The sequence below is a fragment of the Pseudonocardia sp. DR1-2 genome (assembly GCF_023717215.1).
Lineage (GTDB): Bacteria > Actinomycetota > Actinomycetes > Mycobacteriales > Pseudonocardiaceae > Pseudonocardia > Pseudonocardia alni.
Map to the genome: position 1 here is coordinate 563,856 of NZ_JAMQOF010000004.1, position 16,551 is coordinate 580,406.

Here is a 16,551-nt window from a genome sequence, read left to right on the forward strand (position 1 = left end):
ATGACCACCACCCCCGCGGAGCGCCTCACCTCGCTCCTGGAGGACGTCCTCGGCGCCCCGCTCCCGGTGCGGCTGCGCGCCTGGGACGGCAGCGAGGCGGGCCGCACCGGCACCCCCGACGACCCGAACCCGCCGACGGTGATCGTGAACCGCCGCCGGGCCCTGCGCCGACTGCTGTGGGCGCCGGGCGAGCTCGGCCTGGCCCGCGCGTTCGTCTCCGGCGACCTGTCCGTCGACGGGGACATCGCCGACGGGCTGTCCCGGTTCTGGGCGCTCGCGAAGCCGGGGACCGGTTCGGCGACGCTCGACCTGCGCCAGAAGCTGGGTGCGCTGGGCACCGCGGCCCGGCTCGGCGCCGTCGGCCCCCCGCCGCGGCCGCCGGCGTCGGAGGCCCGGCTGGGCGGGCGGCGGCACAGCCGTTGCCGCGACCGCGACGCGATCAGCCACCACTACGACCTGTCGAACGAGTTCTACGCCTTCCTGCTCGATCCGCAGATGGCGTACTCGTGCGGCTACTGGACCCGCGACGAGGGGCCCGGCTACACCCTGGTCGACGCCCAGCGCGACAAGCTGGACCTGATCTGCCGCAAGCTCGGCCTGGCGCCCGGGATGCGGCTGCTCGACGTCGGCTGCGGGTGGGCCTCGCTGCTCGTGCACGCGGCCGAGCACTACGGCGTGCACGCCACCGGCGTGACCCTGTCCGCCCAGCAGCGCGACTACGGCGTCGAGCGCGTCCGCCGGGCGGGGCTGTCCGAGCGGGTGGAGATCCGGCTGCAGGACTACCGCGAGATCTCCGAGCAGCCCTTCGACGCCGTGTCCTCCATCGAGATGGGCGAGCACGTCGGGCAGGAGAACTACGGCGTCTACGCCGCACAGCTGCACCGCATGCTGCGCCCGCACGGACGCCTGCTGCTGCAGCAGATGTCGCGCGGGTCGGTCGGGGCGAACACCGCACCGGGCGGCGGCGCGTTCATGGAGGCCTACGTCGCGCCGGACATGTACATGCGCCCGCTCGGTGAGACCCTCGGGTTCCTGGAGCAGGCCGGGCACGAGATCGTCGACGTGCACTCGCTGCGCGAGCACTACGTGTGGACGGTCCGGCCCTGGCTGGAGACGCTGCAGGCGCACCGCGACACCGCGGTCCGGATGATCGGCGAGGAGCAGTGGCGGATCTGGCTGCTGTACCTGGCCGGCGCCGCGCTGGCGTTCGAGGAGAACCGGATGGGCGTGCACCAGATCCTCACCGTCCGCCCCGGTGCCGACGGCACCTCCGGGCTCCCGCGCAGCCGCACCGGGATCCTGGGGCTCGACCCGGCCGTCGGGTCCGCCCCGGCGGGCGCGCCGTCGCCGGCCGCGACAGCATGACCGGGGTGAACCCGTTCCCCTGGGCGGCGTGGGCCGTCAACCTCGGCGTCACCGCCGTCGCCGTCGCCGTGCTCATGGCCCTCGCGTACGCGATCGGCGTGCGGCGCGGCCGGCACGACGGCGTCGACGTCGTCTGGGGGCTCGGGTTCGTGTGGGTCGCGTTCGTCACCGCGGTGACCGCGACGGCCCTCGACCCGACCGGCGACGGCTGGCGGCGCGCCCTGGTGGTCGTGCTCGTCGCGGTGTGGGGCGGGCGGCTGGCCCGCCACATCGCGCGGCGCAACCACGGGAAGCCCGAGGACCGGCGCTACGTCGACCTGCGCGAGCGCGGCTCGATCGGCCGGCGCGTCTACCTCACCCAGGGCGCGGTGATGTGGGTCGTCTCGCTCCCCGTGCAGGTCGCCCAGTACGGCACCGCGGCCGCCGGATGGCTGGTCGCCGTCACCGTGCTCGGCGTGCTCGTCTGGGCGGTCGGGTTCACCTTCGAGTCCGTCGGCGACGCCCAGCTCGCCCGGTTCACCGCCGACCCCGCGAACCGCGGCGAGGTGATGGACCGCGGGCTGTGGCGGTTCACCCGCCACCCCAACTACTTCGGCGACGCCTGTGTCTGGTGGGGCCTGGGCATCCTCGCCCTGCACCACCCGGCCGGGCTGATCGGCCTCGTCGGGGTCGCCGTGATCACGGCGAACCTGACGAAGGGCACCGGCGCGGCGCTGCTGGAACGCGACATCGCCGACCGGCGCCCCGGCTACGCCGACTACGTCCGCCGCACCAGCGGGTTCCTCCCGCTGCCCCCACGTTCCTGACCCACCCCGCACCCGCGACCCGAGGAGACACCATGGCAGTCGGCGACACCGCCACCGACTTCGAGCTGCCCGACGAGGCCGGCGCACCGCGCCGGCTGTCCGACCTGCTGGCGGCCGGGCCCGTCGTCCTGTTCTTCTACCCGGCCGCGATGACCGGTGGCTGCACGGCCGAGGCCTGCCACTTCCGGGACCTCGCGGCCGAGTTCGCCGAGGTCGGCGCGCAGCCGGTCGGGATCTCCTCGGACCGGCCGGACAAGCAGAACATGTTCGCCGCCGCGAACGGCTTCGGGTTCCCGCTGCTGTCCGACGCCGACCACGCGGTCGCGAAGTCCTTCGGCGCCTACCGCGCCTGGCTCCCGGGGAACTTCCACACCCGCCGCAAGACGTTCGTGATCGGCCCGGACCGCGCGGTCCTCGCCGAGATCGGGTCCGAGACCGACATGAACAAGCACGCCGACGAGGCGCTGGCCCTGCTGCGCGAGCGCGCCGCCGCCTGACCGCACACGCCGGGCGGCCCCGCCTCAGGGCAGGGTCAGGATCTCCGCGCCGTCGTCGGTCACCACGATGGTGTGCTCGAACTGCGCGACCCACGACTTGTCCTTGGTGACGACGGTCCAGTCGTCGTCCCAGGTGTCGTAGTCGATGCCGCCGAGGGTGATCATCGGCTCGATGGTGAAGGTCATCCCCGGCTCGAGGACGGTGTGCACGTCGGGCTGGTCGTAGTGCAGTACGACCAGCCCGGAGTGGAACTCGTGGGCGATGCCGTGGCCGGTGAAGTCGCGGACCACGCCGTAGCCGAAGCGCTTGGCGTAGGACTCGATGACCCGGCCGACGACGTTCAGCTCACGCCCGGGGCGGACGGCCTTGATGGCGCGCATCGTGGCCTCGCGGGTGCGCTCGACGAGCAGCCGCGCCTCCTCCGACACGTCACCGGCGAGGAAGGTCGCGTTGGTGTCGCCGTGCACCCCGCCGACGAACGCGGTGACGTCGACGTTGAGCACGTCGCCGTCGTCGATGACGGTCGTGTCCGGGATGCCGTGGCAGATGACCTCGTTGAGGCTGGTGCAGCACGACTTGGGGAAGCCGCGGTAGCCCAGCGTCGAGGGGTACGCATCGTGGTCGACGAGGAACTCGTGGACCACGCGGTCGATCTCGTCGGTGGTGATGCCGGGGCGGACGGTCTCCCCCGCGAGCTGCAGCGCCTGGGCCGCGACCTTCCCGGCGTGGCGCATCAGCTCGATCGTCTCGGGCGTCTGGATGTCACCGCGGCGGCTGCGTGCCGGGGCCGGCTTGCCGACGTACTCCGGACGCGGGATGTGCGACGGCACCTCGCGGATCGGGGTCGGGGTGCCGGGGACGAGCAGCGTGCGGGTCGACATGACCCCCATCGTACGTCCGGGGCCGTCAGCGGGTCGGGGTGCGCGGGGCCCGCATCCGCGCGACGGCGGCGGAGATCCCTCGCCAGCCCAGCAGCAGCACCGCCAGCGAGATCGTCGCGACGACCGCGAACGACAGCGGCAGCCGCCCCAGGAACCCCAGCCGCAGCACGAGCCCGACGACCACGGCCCCGGCGAGCACGACCGCCCCGGCGCGCAGCGACGCCGGCGCCGACCGCACCCACGGCGTCGCCCAGGCCGCCGCGACCCCCAGCGCGAACGGCAGCGCGGTGCCGAGCAGGCCGAGCACGCTGTCGGCCTCGGCGTGGCTCATCCTCCCGATGGCGGCGAACACCACGACGGCGACGAGGTCGGCCACGAACGCCAGGGCGGGGATCCGGCTGGGGTGCACGACGACCAGGGTAGGGCGCCCGGCACGACCCCGTCCCGCCGCCGCCCGGCCGGTCGCTCAGCGCGGGACGCCCGCCAGGAAGCGCGCCGTCATCTGCACCGCGGGCCCGGACGACCCGCCGTCGACGATGAGGGTGGCGAAGGCCAGGTCACCGCGGTAGCCGGTGAACCAGCCGTGCGAGCGGTTGCCGCCGTCGGGGCCCGCGTACTCGGCGGTGCCGGTCTTGCCGTACACCTCGCCCTGCCCGGCGGCCGCCCGCGCCGTCCCGGAGGTGACGACGGCGCGCATCATCGGGCGCAGCTGGTCGAGCACCGCGCGGTCCGGGGTGCCCGGCGCGACGGCGGCCTCGGTCGTCGCCCCGCGGATCAGCGACGGCGTGACGGGCGCGCCGTGCTGGACCGTCGCCGACACCAGCGCCATACCGAACGGGGAGGCGAGGACGTCGCCCTGTCCGAAGCCGTCGCTGGCCCGCTGCAGGTCGTCGGTCGCGGGCGAGACGGTGCCGGTGATCGTCGTCATCCCGGGGATCTTCCAGTCCGCGCCGAAGCCGAGCGCCTTCCCGGCGTCCGGGAGGCCGCCGGCGGGCAGGCCGAGGGCGAGCCGGGAGAACGTGGTGTTGCAGGACTGCGCGAACGCCTCGGTCAGCGGCACGGTGCCGAGCACGAAGGAGTCCTCGTTGGGGATGGTGCGCCCGTCGATGACGGTGGTGCCGGGGCACTCGACCGGGGACTGCGGGGTGAGGTTCTCCGCCGGCATCGCCCCGTACGCGGTGACGATCTTGAAGGTGGAGCCGGGCGGGTAGCGGCCGGTCAGGGCCAGCGCGCCGTCGCGGTCGGCGGCCGCGTTCTGCGCCACCGCGAGCACCGCCCCGGTGGACGGCCGGATCGCGACGATCATGGCCTGCTTGGAGTCGGCGTCGACGGCGGCCTGCGCCGCGTCCTGCACGGTGCGGTCCAGCTCCAGGGTGACCGGCTTCCCCGGCCCGGCGGGCTGCCCGGCCACCGAGCGGACGGTCTCGCCGCGGGCGCCGACGACGTCGACCGACCAGCCGGGCGTCCCGCCGGCGGCCTTCTCGATGTCGGCGCGGGCGCCCTGCATCAGCTGCCCCGCGAAGCCCTGGTCGGGCGGCAGCAGCCGCGTCGAGGACACGAACCGGACGCCGGGCAGGTCGTAGATCCGGTCGCGGACCCGCTGGTAGTCGGGCTCCCGCAGCACGACGACGGTGTAGGCCTGTCCGTCCGGCACGGCGTTCGCACCCGCGGTGATGCTCGACGCCGTGATCGCGGGGTCGATCGTGCCCAGTGCCGAGCCGAGCCCACCCGCGGCCTGCCCGACCTGCGCCTTGTCCAGGGTGACGGTGACGACCGGCGTGGGCGCGAGCAGCGTGGCCCCGCCGGCGTCGAGGACGGGCGCCGGGGCGGCGGTCACGGTGCGGGTCACCGGGCGCTGGCCGTCGGTGAGGCCCGGCGCGAACGCGGCGGGCGACCAGTCGACCGCCCAGCCGGTGTCGTTGCCCGCGGCGTCGTCGGCGGCGACGAGCGGCAGGTCCAGGGTGTAGTTCCAGGCCCGGCCCTGCCCCAGGTCCCAGGCGACCTCCACCGTCGACGTCGCGCGGTCGCCGTCGGTGCGGGTGCCGGTCACCCGGGCGGTCATGCCGGCCGGGGCGAGGTCGTCGCGGGACTTCTGCAGGTAGGCGCCCGCCGTCTCCGCGTCCGTGGTGTAGACGGCCGCGCCCGGCGCGTCCCCCGCGGCCCAGGCCGTGACGTACCGCTCGGCGGTCGTCCCGGCACCTCCCCAGGGGCGCAGCAGCGCCACCACGACACCCACCGCGACGAGCACGACGATCGCGGCGGCCAGGACCAGGGGGCGCTTCCGCAGGGTGGCGATCACGATCAGCGAGTATGCCGCGCCCGGTGTGAGGCCCGGGTGTCCGGGCGCCCCGTCAGTCCTCCGCCGCGGCCAGGGTCTCGCGCACGGTCCGCAGCATCGCGGTCAGCTCGGCGGTCCGGTCCCGGTCGAGCCCGATGGCCTCCGGCGCGGTGAACTCCTGCACCAGCGGCCGGGCACGCTGCAGCGCGGCGCGGCCGTCGTCGGTGAGCTCCAGACCGGCGCGGCGCCCACGGCCGCCCGGCCCGTCGCGGCGGACGAGGCCGCGGGCGACGAGGTCGGTGACCAGCTCCCCCACGCTCTGCGGGCGCAGCAGCACGATCCGGGCGAGCTCGGCCTGCGACGGCGGCGGCCTGCCCGTCCGTTCGCGGTCGGCGAGCTCGGCGAGCACGCCGAAGCCGGTCGCGGTCAGGCCGGCCCGGGCGAACACCCGGTGGAACCCCCGGGCCACGACGTGGGCCGTCCGGATGAGCTCCCAGAGCGGCACGTCCTCGTCGGGCACGGACCGGACGCTATCAGGCGCCTGGTAGCTGCCCGTCGCTCACAGCACCCCGGCGAACGCCAGCGCGACGACCTGGGCCATGGCGTTGTGCACCAGGTGGGTGACCACCCCCGGCCACACCGAGCCGCTGCGTCGTCGCAGCTCACCCGCGACCAGCCCGACGACCAGCGCCGTCAGGAACACCACGTTCAGCCCGTGCGCCAGCGCGAAGACCACGGCACTGCCCAGCACACCGACGACGGCGCCGTAGCGCAGCAGCGCCGAGGTGACCACCCCGCGGAACAGCAGCTCCTCCCCCAGCGGTGTCAGCACCGCGAGGAACAGCAGCGACAGCGCGACCGACCAGGCCCCGCCGCTGCCCGCGTCGGCGTAGGCGCCCTGGATGTTCTCCGGCTCGATCCCGAGCGCGACCATCCCGACCACCAGCAGCCGGCTGACGACGAACGCCAGGACCGCCCCGGCGGCGCCGAGCAGCAGCCAGCGCACGGACGTCGCCCGCACGCCGAACTCCGGCAGCGGGCGACGCCGGACCGCGACGGCCGCGGCGAACCCGGCGATGCCCGCGATCCCCGACAGCGCCGCGAGGAACAGGCCCCCGGCGAGCGGACCGGGGTCGAGGATCCGCAGCACCAGCGGTCCGCCCCCGTAGGCGACGGCGGCCAGCACGACCAGGCCGACGACGACCTCCACCCACCCCGGGCGCGGACCGGTCCCGGTGACGACCGGCGACGCGGAGCTGGAACGGGACACGACGACCTCCCTGCTCGTGGTGGCGCGGCGGATGTCCGCGGCCACGGCCGAGTCGACACCGTGCCGTTGCGGCACGGTCAAGCACCGCGACCCGATCGTGGTCAGAACAGGACGGTGGCGAACCGCGCGACCTGCACGAACCCGACCCGCTGGTACGCGGCCCGGGCCGGAGCGTTGAAGGCGTTGACGTACAGGCTGGCGCAGCGGCCCATCCCGGCGAGCGCGACCGCGACCGCCGACGTCCCGGCCGTGCCGAGCCCGTGCCCGCGCCAGGCCGGGTCCACCCAGACCCCCTGGATCTGGCCGACGGTGCGCGACAGGGCGCCGATCTCGGCCTTGAACACGACCTCACCGTCGTGGAACCGGGCGAACGCCCGCCCGGACGTGATCAGCTCGGCGACCCGGGCCCGGTAGCCCGCCCCGCCGTCGCCCTCCCGGGGGTCGACGCCGACCTCCTCGGTGAACATCGCGACGGCGGCCGGCAGGTAGCGGTCGAGCTCGGAGATCCGGACCGGACGCACCCGGGCGTCGGGCGCGATCATCGGCGGCCGTTCGAGGGTCATCAGCGGCTGGTCGGGCCGGATCTCGCGGGCCGGGCCCCAGCCCGGTGCGAGCTCCTCCCACAGCGGCAGGACGAGCTCGGCCCGCCCCACCAGCGACGAGCACACCCGTCCGGCCCGGCGGGCCCGGTCGGCGAAGGCACGCAGCGCCGCCCGGTCACCGCGCAGCGGCACCAGGTTCGCCCCGGAGAAGCACAGACCGTCCGCCGGGGCCCCGTGGGACCACAGCTCACCGCCCAGCCGCCATGGGTCGAGGCCGACCGCCTCGATACGGGAAGCGACCATGCACGCGGCGACCGGGTCGGCGTCGAGCACGTCGTGCACCCCGGAGCGGTGACGATCGTCGAGAAGCCGTGCTCCGGCCACCCTCAGCACGGGTTCATGATGCCACGCCGACGCCCGTCCGGTACCGGCACTCGCTCAGCCGACGGTCACCTGCGGTTCACCCGTCACACCGTCCACGCTCTCGCCCATCTCCTCGGCGAGCCGCATGGCCTCCTCGATCAGCGTCTCCACGATCTTGTGCTCGGGGACGGTCTTGATGACCTCGCCCTTGACGAAGATCTGGCCCTTGCCGTTGCCGGAGGCGACGCCGAGATCGGCCTCGCGCGCCTCACCGGGACCGTTGACGACGCAGCCCATGACGGCCACGCGCAGCGGGACCTCCATACCGGTCAGACCGGCGGTGACCTCGTCGGCGAGGGTGTAGACGTCGACCTGGGCGCGCCCGCAGGACGGGCAGGAGACGATCTCCAGCTTGCGCGGGCGCAGGTTCAGCGACTCCAGGATCTGCTGGCCGACCTTGATCTCCTCGACCGGCGGTGCGGACAGCGAGACCCGGATGGTGTCGCCGATGCCCTGGCGCAGCAGCGCCCCGAACGCGACGGCCGACTTGATCGTGCCCTGGAACGCGGGCCCGGCCTCGGTGACGCCCAGGTGCAGCGGGTAGTCGCACTGCTCGGCGAGCAGCTCGTAGGCCCGCACCATGACGACCGGGTCGTTGTGCTTGACCGAGATCTTGATGTCGTGGAAGTCGTGCTCGGCGAACAGGCCCGCCTCCCACATGGCCGACTCGGCGAGCGCCTCGGGCGTCGCCTTGCCGTACTTCTCCATCAGGCGTTTGTCGAGCGAGCCCGCGTTGACCCCGATCCGGATCGGCGTGCCGTGGTCCTTCGCGGCCTGCGCGATCTCCTTGACCTGGTCGTCGAACTTGCGGATGTTGCCCGGGTTCACCCGCACCGCGGCACAGCCGGCCTCGATCGCGGCGAACACGTACTTGGGCTGGAAGTGGATGTCGGCGATCACCGGGATCTGCGACTTCTGCGCGATCGCGGGCAGGGCCTCGGCGTCGTCGGCGGACGGGCAGGCGACGCGCACGATGTCGCAGCCGGCCGCGGTCAGCTCGGCGATCTGCTGGAGGGTCGCGTTGACGTCGGAGGTCAGGGTGGTCGTCATGGACTGGACGGAGATCGGGTGGTCGGATCCGACACCGACCGGGCCGACCTGCAGCTGCCGCGTCCTCCGGCGCGGGGCCAGGGTCGGCGCGGGCGCGGACGGCATACCCAGGGAGACGCTCACGACCTCCACTATCCCACCGCGCCGCGGGACCCGCCGTACCCGGTGAGCAGGGGCACTACGTGCGGCCCTGGTTCTCCTGCGCGTCCTGCAGCGTCGAGCTGTGCGGCAGCCAGGTCGCGAGCTCGACCGGCCACCCGTCGGCCTCCAGCACCCGGACGACGGCGGGGTCGTCGTCGAGGATCATCGCGATCTCGCGCTCGCGGGCGAGCAGCCGCAGGACCTCGCGCTTGACGTACCGGGCGGGGCGGTGGTCGTCGTCGGGGCGCATGAACAGCGGCCCGGTGGGCAGGCCGAAGCCCCTCAGCCAGGTCTCGGTCAGCCTGCGGTTCCGCTCGGGGCGGCCGGTCAGGTAGACGACGTCGTACTCGTCCTGCGCCGCGCGCAGCCGGTCCGCGCCCTCGTCGAGCAGCGGGTCGGCGTGCGCGGCGGCGAAGAACTTCTCCCACCGGTGCACGTCGAGGTAGTGCAGCCGGTGCGAGACGTCGGCGAGGACGCCGTCGATGTCGAAGACGGCCAGCGGGCGTGCGCCCTCGGGTGCTGCGCTCACCCGAACAGCCGCACCGGGTTGACGATGTCGGCGATCGCGACCATGACCGAGAACCCCAGGAAGACGATCACGAAGACGTAGGCGACGGGCAGGAGCTTGGCCGCGTCGACCGGCCCGGGGTCGGGACGTCCGAGCAGCTTCGCGGTGTTGCGCTTGATCGCCTCCCAGATCGCCGGGACGATCTGGCCGCCGTCCAGCGGCGGGACCGGGAGCAGGTTCAGCAGGAACAGCGACAGGTTCACCGCGGCGAGCATGTTCAGGAACAACGCCACGTCCTGCTGCCAGGGCACGTCCTGCTGGGCGAGGATCTCGCCGCCGATCCGGGAGACGCCGACGACGCCCATCGGGCTGTCCTGCCCGCGCTCCTCGCCGAGGAACGCGGCGCCGAACAGCGCCGGGATACGCGCCGGGATCGCGACGACGGCCTCCGCGGTGCGGGCCACCCCGTCGCCGATCTGCGCGACGGTCTCCCCCGCCGTCAACGGCTGGTAGCTGGTGTTGAGCAGGACCCCCAGGTAGCCCGCGGTCACGGTGGCCTGCGGGTCCGAGGAGTTCCGGTCCGGCAGCGTGTTGGGGATGACGTCCACGGTCAGCGGGATCCGCCGGTCGCCGCGCTCCACGACGATCGGGGTCGGCCCCGACGACGCGCGGATCGCGTCCTGCACCGCCATGCCGTCGTCCGGCCCGAACTGCTGCCCGCCGACCTCGACGATGCGGTCGTCGGGCTGGACACCCGCGGCCAGCGCGGGCGCCAGCGGCGCCCCGGCCGGGCACTTCTCCGGGGCCTGGCCCTGCACCGCCACCGCCGGGAGCACGCACTCCTCGAGCGCGGCGATCTGGGTGGTCGGCGCGACCATGCCGACGCCCATGAACGTCACGAAGAACAGCGCGACCGCCAGGATCAGGTTCATGAACGGCCCGGCGAACATGACGACGATCCGCTTCCACGGCGACCGCGTCCAGAACTGCCGGTCCGCGTCCTGCGGCAGCACGTCGGCCTGCGACTGGCGCCGCGCGTCGTCCATCAGCCCCTGGAAGGGACCGGTGCGACGGCTGCGGCCCAGCGTCCCGCCCTTCGCGGGCGGCAGCATCCCGATCATCCGGACGTAGCCGCCCAGCGGGATCATCTTGATGCCGTACTCGGTCTCGCCACGACGCACCGACCAGAGGGTGCGGCCGAAGCCGACCATGAACTCCGGGACCTTGATCCCGAACCAGCGGGCCGTGGTGAAGTGCCCGAGCTCGTGCCAGGCGATCGACAGCAGCAGCCCGAAGAAGAAGATCGCGATACCGACGACCGTCCAGACGATGGTCACGTTCCCGCCTTCTCGCGCGCGTGGGCGCGGGCCCAGGTCTCGGCAGCCAGCACGTCGTCCACGGTAGCCGGGTCACCCGTCCAGGCGTCGGCCGCCTCCAGCACCCCGCCGAGGAGGTCGGTGACGTCGGTGTAGCCGATCGCCCCGGCGACGAACGCCTCGACGAGCTCCTCGTTGGCCGCGTTGAGCACCGCGGGCAGGCAGCCGCCCGTGGTCCCGGCGGCGCGCGCCAGCCGCACACCGGGGAACGCGTCGTCGTCGAGGGGCTCGAAGGTCCAGCTCTGCGCGGTGTCCCAGCGGCACGGCGCCGAGGCGCCGGCGATGCGGTCCGGCCAGCCGAGCGCCAGCGCGATCGGCAGCCGCATGTCCGGCGGCGACGCCTGCGCGATCGTCGAGCCGTCGGTGAAGGTGACCATCGAGTGCACGATCGACTGCGGGTGCACGGTGACGTCGATGCGGTCGTAGGGCACCCCGAACAGCAGGTGCGCCTCGATCACCTCGAGGCCCTTGTTCACCAGCGTCGCCGAGTTGATGGTGATGACCGGGCCCATGTCCCAGGTCGGGTGCTTCAGGGCCTGCTCGACGGTCACGTCCCGCAGCGACGCGCGCGACCGGCCGCGGAACGGGCCGCCCGAGGCGGTGAGGACCAGCCGGTCGACCTCGGACTCCCGCCCGCCGCGCAGGCACTGCGCGAGCGCGGAGTGCTCGGAGTCGACCGGCACGATCTGCCCCGGCGCGGCCGCCGCCGACACGAGCGGACCACCCGCGACCAGCGACTCCTTGTTCGCCAGCGCGAGCCGGGCACCGGTGGCGAGCGCGGCCAGGGTCGGGCCGAGGCCGCGGGAGCCGGTGATGCCGTTCAGGACGATGTCGGCGCCGCACGCGGTGACCAGCTCGGTCGCGGCGTCCGGGCCGTCGAGCACCTCGACGCCGGGCAGCTCTCCCCGCAGCCGCGCCGCCGCCGCGGCGGACGCGACCGCGACCCGCCCGACCCGGTGCGTGCGGACCTGGGACACCAGCAGGTCCACGTCCGATCCGCCCGCGGCCAGCCCGGACACCGTGAACCCGCCGGCGCGGGTGATCACGTCCAGGGCCTGGGTGCCGATCGACCCGGTGCTGCCCAACACGACGAGTGACTTCATCACCGCACATCATCCTCGGCCCGCGAGCTGTGCGACGATGACCCCGCACGGAGCCGGAGCAGGAGGACACACGGTGGCCAGCAAGGCAGTGGCGCACAGCGCAACGACCAGCAAGACCCGCGAGATCGCGGTCGCCTCCGGGGTCGACCCGGCCGACGAGCCGTCGGTCGACTGGGGCTGGCACCAGAACTTCCCCAAGGGTCTGCCGATCGCGGCCGCCGTCACCGGCATCGTGCTGCTGCTGTTCACCATCGGGCACCCGGTGAGCTGGACCGAGTTCCTGTTCTCGGCCGTGCCCGCTGCCGTCTGCCTGATCGGCGCGGTCGCGTACCCGGTCTACCGGCGGCGTCGCCGGCTCTGAGCCACGGGTGGCCGCGCGCGGGGCGGGTGAGCCGGTCGAGCTGACGATCGGCGACCGCGTGGTGCGGCTGTCCAGCCCCGACCGCGTCTATTTCCCCGAGCGGGGCGAGACCAAGCGGGACCTCGCCGACTACTACACCGCCGTCGGCGACGGCGTCGTCCGCGCGCTGCGCGACCGGCCGTGCATGCTGCACCGCTTCCCCACCGGCGTCACCGGGGAGAAGGTGCACCAGAAGCGGCTGCCGCGCGGCGCCCCCGACTGGGTGCGCACCGTCCGCGTGACCTTCCCCCGGTACAACCGCACCGCCGACGAGCTGTGCGTCGCCCACCCGGCCGACGTCGTCTGGGCGGTGCAGATGTCCACCGTCGAGTTCCACCCCTGGAACTCCCGCGCCGCCGACGTCGAGTCCCCCGACGAGTGGCGCATCGACCTGGACCCGATGCCCGACGCGTCCTGGGCCGACGTCCGCCGCGTCGCCGGCGTGGTGCACGAGGTGCTCGACGAGCTGGGCGCGACCGGGTTCCCGAAGACCTCCGGCGGCTCCGGACTGCACGTCTACGTGCGCATCCCGCCCGACCACGGGTTCGCCGACGTCCGCCGCGCCGCGCACGCGTTCGCCCGCGAGGTGGAGCGCCGCTGCGACCGCGTCGACCTGTCCTGGTGGCGCAAGGACCGCGACCCGTCGACGGTCTTCGTCGACTACAACCAGAACGCCCGCGACCACACGATCGCCTGCGCCTACTCGGTGCGCGGCACCCCCGACGCGCGGGTGTCGGCCCCGGTGTCCTGGGACGAGATCGACGACTGCGAGCCCCGGGACTTCACGATCGCCACCGTCCCGGCCCGCTACGCCGAGCTGGGCGACCTGCACGCCGGCATCGACGAGGCCGTGTTCGGCATCGAGCCGTTGCTGGAGTGGGCCGACCGCGACGAGCGCGACGGCGCGGAGACGCCCGATCTGCCCGATCTCGACGGGGGCGGCCGCTAGGCTCGGCACCCATGGACGACGGGCCACGCAAGGACAGGTTGAACCGCCTCGGGTACGGGATCGGCGGTGGTCTCGCCGTCGGGTCCGCCGTGTGGGTGCTGTCCGGCACGTGGTGGTGGCTGCTGGTCTTCCTCGCCGTCGGCCTGGCGCTCGGGCTGTTCCTGCGCTCGACGACCCCGGGGGCCTAGCCCGGCCCCTGCTCCCGGGCGCGGGCCCGCAGCCGCGCGAACTCGGCGACCATCGCCGCGCGCGACCAGTGCGCGTTGAGTCCCGAGGGGTTCGGCAGCACCCAGATCCCGGTCGTCCCCAGCCGGTCGGTCTGCTCCCCCACCGCCGCGTCGCGCCGCCCGAACGCGGTCCGGTAGGCCCCGATGCCGACGACGGCCAGCCACCCCGGCTCCCGCGCCGCGACGAGCGCGCGCAGCCGCTCCCCACCGGCGACGACCTCGTCGTCGGACAGCTCGTCGGCCCGCGCGGTGGCCCGGGGCGCCATGTTCGTGATGCCGAGCCCGAGCCGCGCCAGCTCGCCCTGCTCGGCCGGTGCCAGCAGGCGCGGGGTGAACCCGGACCCGTGCAGCACCGGCCAGAACCGGTTGCCGGGACGGGCGAAGTGGTGCCCGGTCGCGGCCGACACCAGGCCGGGGTTGATGCCGCAGAACAGCACCCGCAGCGGCGGGTCGCCGGGCCCGGGCAGGACGTCGTCGATCGTCGCGTCCCGCGCCCGCTCCAGCGCCTCCCGGTCGGGCAGTCGTCCCACACCGATCAGTCTGGCGCACCCGGCCGGTCCCCCCTCGGACGGGCGAGCCGGGATGCTCGCGCCGACGATCGAGAGGAGACTCGTCCGCCGTGGACCTGCCCGTGATGCCCCCGGTGAAGCCGATGCTGGCCAAGCCCGCCCCGTCGATCCCCGAGGGCAGGCTCTACGAGCCCAAGTGGGACGGCTTCCGCTCGATCGTCTTCCGCGACGGCGACGAGGTGGAGATCGGCTCCCGCAACGAGAAGCCGATGACCCGCTACTTCCCCGAGGTCGTCGAGGCGGTGAAGGCGCACTTCCCGCCGCGCGCGGTCGTCGACGGGGAGATCGTCGTCGCCTCCGGGAACGCACTGGACTTCGAGGCGCTCCAGCAGCGGATCCACCCCGCGGCCAGCCGGGTGACGCTGCTCTCGACCGAGACGCCGGCCTCGTTCGTGGCCTTCGACCTGCTGGCCCTCGACGACGACGACCTCACCGCACGCCCGTTCGCCGAGCGCCGCGCGCTGCTGGAGGAGGCGTTCGCCGGCGTCGCCCCACCGGTGCACCTCACCCCGGTCACCGACGACACCGCCACCGCGCGCCGCTGGTTCGAGAAGTTCGAGGGCGCCGGGCTCGACGGGCTCATCGCGAAGGACCCGGCCGGGACCTACCAGCCCGACAAGCGCGTCATGACCAAGGTGAAGCACGAGCGGACCGCGGACTGCGTCGTCGCCGGGTACCGGGTGCACAAGTCCGGCCCGGACGCCGTCGGGTCGCTGCTGCTCGGCCTGCACGACGCCCGCGGGGTGCTGGTGTCGGTCGGGGTCGTCGGGGCGTTCCCGATGGCGCGCCGCCGCGAGCTCATGACCGAGCTGCAGCCGCTGGTCACCGACTTCGACGACCACCCGTGGGCCTGGGCGAAGCAGCTGGAGGGCGAGCGGACACCGCGCAAGTCCGAGACGAGCCGGTGGAACGCCGGCAAGGACCTGTCCTTCGTCCCGCTGCGCCCGGAGCGGGTGGTCGAGGTCCGCTACGACTACATGGAGGGCGAGCGGTTCCGCCACACCACCCAGTTCGTGCGGTGGCGCCCGGACCGCGAGCCTGCCTCGTGCACCTACGAGCAGCTGGAGCGCCCCGTGAACTTCGACCTCGCGGAGGTGCTCGCCGGGCGCGGGTGATCGGCAGGAGTGGAGCGGCGGAAGCAGTGGACTCCCCTCCGCACTCCACTCCCGGCGATCATGGTCGGCCGTCGTTCGCCGGTGTGGACGTTGCACGTGGTTCACCCGTGGCCGGCGACGCACCACGGCACCCTGCATCGGGTGCGCTACGAGGACTTCCTCCGCCACCAGGACGGCGTCATCAGCCGGGAGCAGGCCCGCCGCTGCGGGACGACCGCGTTCGTGCTGCGCGGCAAGGTCGCCCGCGGCGAGCTCACCGAGCTCCACCCCGGCGTGTTCCGCTCGTCCGGGCACCGGCCGACCGACGGTGCGACGCTGCTCGCCGCCGCGCTGTGGGCGGGCCCGGAGGCGACGCTGCACGGGCCGGGCGCCGCCGTCGCCCTCGACCAGCTGCCCGCACTCCCCCATGGCGCGCCGGTCGACGTCACGGTGGGACGCCGGGTGCGCCGGACGGCACCGCCCGGGATCCGGCTGCGACGTCGCGACCTGCCCGCCGCCGACCGGGTCGGGGCGCGCGGCGTCACCGTCACCTCCCCCGGGCTGACGGCGCCGGAGACCGCGGCCGCGCTGCCCGACGGCGCCGCGTTCCTCGACCGGGTCCTGCAGCGTGGTCTGTCCCTGGACGAGGTCACCCGGGCCCACCACCGCAACCTCGGCGCGGCGGGCATGGCCCGGGCCGGGGACCTGCTCGTCGAGGCGGCCGACCGGGCCGACTCCCGTGCCGAACGACGCCTGATCGGTCACCTACGGCGGGCGGGCGTGGACGGGTTCGTACGCGGCCTCGGGTTCCGGCGCCGGCAGATCGACATCGCGTTCCCGGCCCGACGGCTCGCCGTCGAGGTCGACGGCTGGGCCTTCCACTCGGACCCGACGCGGTTCCGCGCCGACCGCGCCAAGCAGAACGCCCTGGTCATCGCGGGGTGGACCGTGCTCCGCTTCACCTGGCACGACATCCGGGACCGGCCGGCCGACACCGTCGCCCGGATCGTCGCCGCGCTACGGCGATGATCGCCGGAAGTGGAGTGCCGGACGTAGCGCACTCGCCTGCAC

At 74.1% G+C, this 16,551-nt stretch carries 19 protein-coding genes; 8 read left to right on the forward strand and 11 right to left on the reverse strand.

Annotation, left to right across the window (positions count from 1 at the left end):
• Genes ND486_RS14950 through ND486_RS14960 form a run of 3 tightly spaced genes read left to right on the forward strand, consistent with a single transcriptional unit; the run spans position 1 to position 2,668 of the window.
• Positions 1-1,365 carry a cyclopropane-fatty-acyl-phospholipid synthase family protein gene (locus tag ND486_RS14950; RefSeq protein ID WP_251784815.1) on the forward strand — a complete coding sequence of 455 codons (1,365 nt, stop codon included), beginning with the start codon at positions 1-3 and terminating at the stop codon, positions 1,363-1,365.
• Positions 1,362-2,171 carry a DUF1295 domain-containing protein gene (locus ND486_RS14955; RefSeq protein ID WP_251784816.1) on the forward strand — a complete coding sequence of 270 codons (810 nt, stop codon included), beginning with the start codon at positions 1,362-1,364 and terminating at the stop codon, positions 2,169-2,171. The genes ND486_RS14950 and ND486_RS14955 overlap by 4 nt, the downstream gene beginning before the upstream one ends.
• A gap of 32 nt (positions 2,172-2,203) precedes the next feature.
• Positions 2,204-2,668 (forward strand): peroxiredoxin, encoded by a 465-nt coding sequence (locus ND486_RS14960; RefSeq protein WP_178376828.1) that lies wholly within the window; start codon positions 2,204-2,206, stop codon positions 2,666-2,668.
• Positions 2,669-2,692: 24 nt separating this feature from the next.
• Here the strand turns inward: ND486_RS14960 and map are convergent, their stop codons facing one another.
• The 10 genes from map to dxr all read right to left on the reverse strand — a co-directional run bounded on the left by map (position 2,693) and on the right by dxr (position 12,241).
• Positions 2,693-3,550, reverse strand: a complete 858-nt coding sequence (gene map, locus ND486_RS14965; RefSeq protein ID WP_208822462.1) for a type I methionyl aminopeptidase — start codon at positions 3,548-3,550, stop codon at positions 2,693-2,695.
• 25 nt (positions 3,551-3,575) lie between these two features.
• Positions 3,576-3,959, reverse strand: a complete 384-nt coding sequence (locus tag ND486_RS14970) for a DUF3054 domain-containing protein (RefSeq protein WP_251784817.1) — start codon at positions 3,957-3,959, stop codon at positions 3,576-3,578.
• 57 nt (positions 3,960-4,016) lie between these two features.
• Positions 4,017-5,849 carry a penicillin-binding transpeptidase domain-containing protein gene (locus ND486_RS14975; RefSeq protein ID WP_251784818.1) on the reverse strand — a complete coding sequence of 611 codons (1,833 nt, stop codon included), beginning with the start codon at positions 5,847-5,849 and terminating at the stop codon, positions 4,017-4,019.
• Between the two features lie 52 nt (positions 5,850-5,901).
• Positions 5,902-6,348, reverse strand: a complete 447-nt coding sequence (locus tag ND486_RS14980; RefSeq protein ID WP_251784819.1) for a MarR family winged helix-turn-helix transcriptional regulator — start codon at positions 6,346-6,348, stop codon at positions 5,902-5,904.
• Positions 6,349-6,387: 39 nt separating this feature from the next.
• The gene (locus ND486_RS29780) at positions 6,388-7,098 is read right to left on the reverse strand and encodes a CPBP family intramembrane glutamic endopeptidase (RefSeq protein ID WP_251784820.1); all 711 of its coding nucleotides are present in this window, start codon (positions 7,096-7,098) and stop codon (positions 6,388-6,390) included.
• A gap of 101 nt (positions 7,099-7,199) precedes the next feature.
• Positions 7,200-8,033, reverse strand: coding sequence for a GNAT family N-acetyltransferase (locus tag ND486_RS14990; protein WP_251784821.1), 834 nt, complete (start codon positions 8,031-8,033; stop codon positions 7,200-7,202).
• A gap of 45 nt (positions 8,034-8,078) precedes the next feature.
• The gene (gene ispG / locus ND486_RS14995; protein ID WP_174565920.1) at positions 8,079-9,236 is read right to left on the reverse strand and encodes a flavodoxin-dependent (E)-4-hydroxy-3-methylbut-2-enyl-diphosphate synthase; all 1,158 of its coding nucleotides are present in this window, start codon (positions 9,234-9,236) and stop codon (positions 8,079-8,081) included.
• Between the two features lie 55 nt (positions 9,237-9,291).
• Positions 9,292-9,783: a hypothetical protein gene (locus tag ND486_RS15000; RefSeq protein WP_251784822.1), complete on the reverse strand. Its 492-nt coding sequence runs from the start codon at positions 9,781-9,783 to the stop codon at positions 9,292-9,294.
• Positions 9,780-11,099 carry a site-2 protease family protein gene (locus ND486_RS15005; protein ID WP_251784823.1) on the reverse strand — a complete coding sequence of 440 codons (1,320 nt, stop codon included), beginning with the start codon at positions 11,097-11,099 and terminating at the stop codon, positions 9,780-9,782. Before ND486_RS15005 ends, ND486_RS15000 begins: the two co-directional genes overlap by 4 nt.
• A complete protein-coding gene (gene dxr, locus ND486_RS15010) occupies positions 11,096-12,241 on the reverse strand; it encodes a 1-deoxy-D-xylulose-5-phosphate reductoisomerase (protein ID WP_251784824.1) in 1,146 nt (381 codons plus the stop codon). The genes ND486_RS15005 and dxr overlap by 4 nt, the downstream gene beginning before the upstream one ends.
• Before the next feature lie 73 nt (positions 12,242-12,314).
• Here dxr and ND486_RS15015 point away from each other — a divergent pair, with 73 nt between their 5' ends.
• From ND486_RS15015 to ND486_RS15025, 3 genes are read left to right on the forward strand one after another with little or no spacing between them, the layout of a single operon-like run.
• Complete coding sequence (locus ND486_RS15015; RefSeq protein ID WP_168172194.1) at positions 12,315-12,602, forward strand: DUF2631 domain-containing protein; 288 nt, start codon at positions 12,315-12,317, stop codon at positions 12,600-12,602.
• Positions 12,603-12,609: 7 nt separating this feature from the next.
• Positions 12,610-13,590, forward strand: a complete 981-nt coding sequence (gene ligD / locus ND486_RS15020; RefSeq protein WP_251784825.1) for a non-homologous end-joining DNA ligase — start codon at positions 12,610-12,612, stop codon at positions 13,588-13,590.
• A gap of 11 nt (positions 13,591-13,601) precedes the next feature.
• Complete coding sequence (locus ND486_RS15025; RefSeq protein WP_208822450.1) at positions 13,602-13,778, forward strand: hypothetical protein; 177 nt, start codon at positions 13,602-13,604, stop codon at positions 13,776-13,778.
• Here the strand turns inward: ND486_RS15025 and mug are convergent.
• Positions 13,775-14,347, reverse strand: coding sequence for a G/U mismatch-specific DNA glycosylase (mug, locus tag ND486_RS15030; protein WP_251784826.1), 573 nt, complete (start codon positions 14,345-14,347; stop codon positions 13,775-13,777). The two genes, ND486_RS15025 and mug, sit on opposite strands and share 4 nt — an antisense overlap.
• An 89-nt stretch (positions 14,348-14,436) precedes the next feature.
• Here mug and ND486_RS15035 point away from each other — a divergent pair, with 89 nt between their 5' ends.
• Positions 14,437-15,501, forward strand: a complete 1,065-nt coding sequence (locus ND486_RS15035) for an ATP-dependent DNA ligase (RefSeq protein WP_251784827.1) — start codon at positions 14,437-14,439, stop codon at positions 15,499-15,501.
• 141 nt (positions 15,502-15,642) lie between these two features.
• Complete coding sequence (locus ND486_RS29785; RefSeq protein ID WP_251784828.1) at positions 15,643-16,509, forward strand: endonuclease domain-containing protein; 867 nt, start codon at positions 15,643-15,645, stop codon at positions 16,507-16,509.
• Positions 16,510-16,551 lie beyond the last annotated feature (42 nt).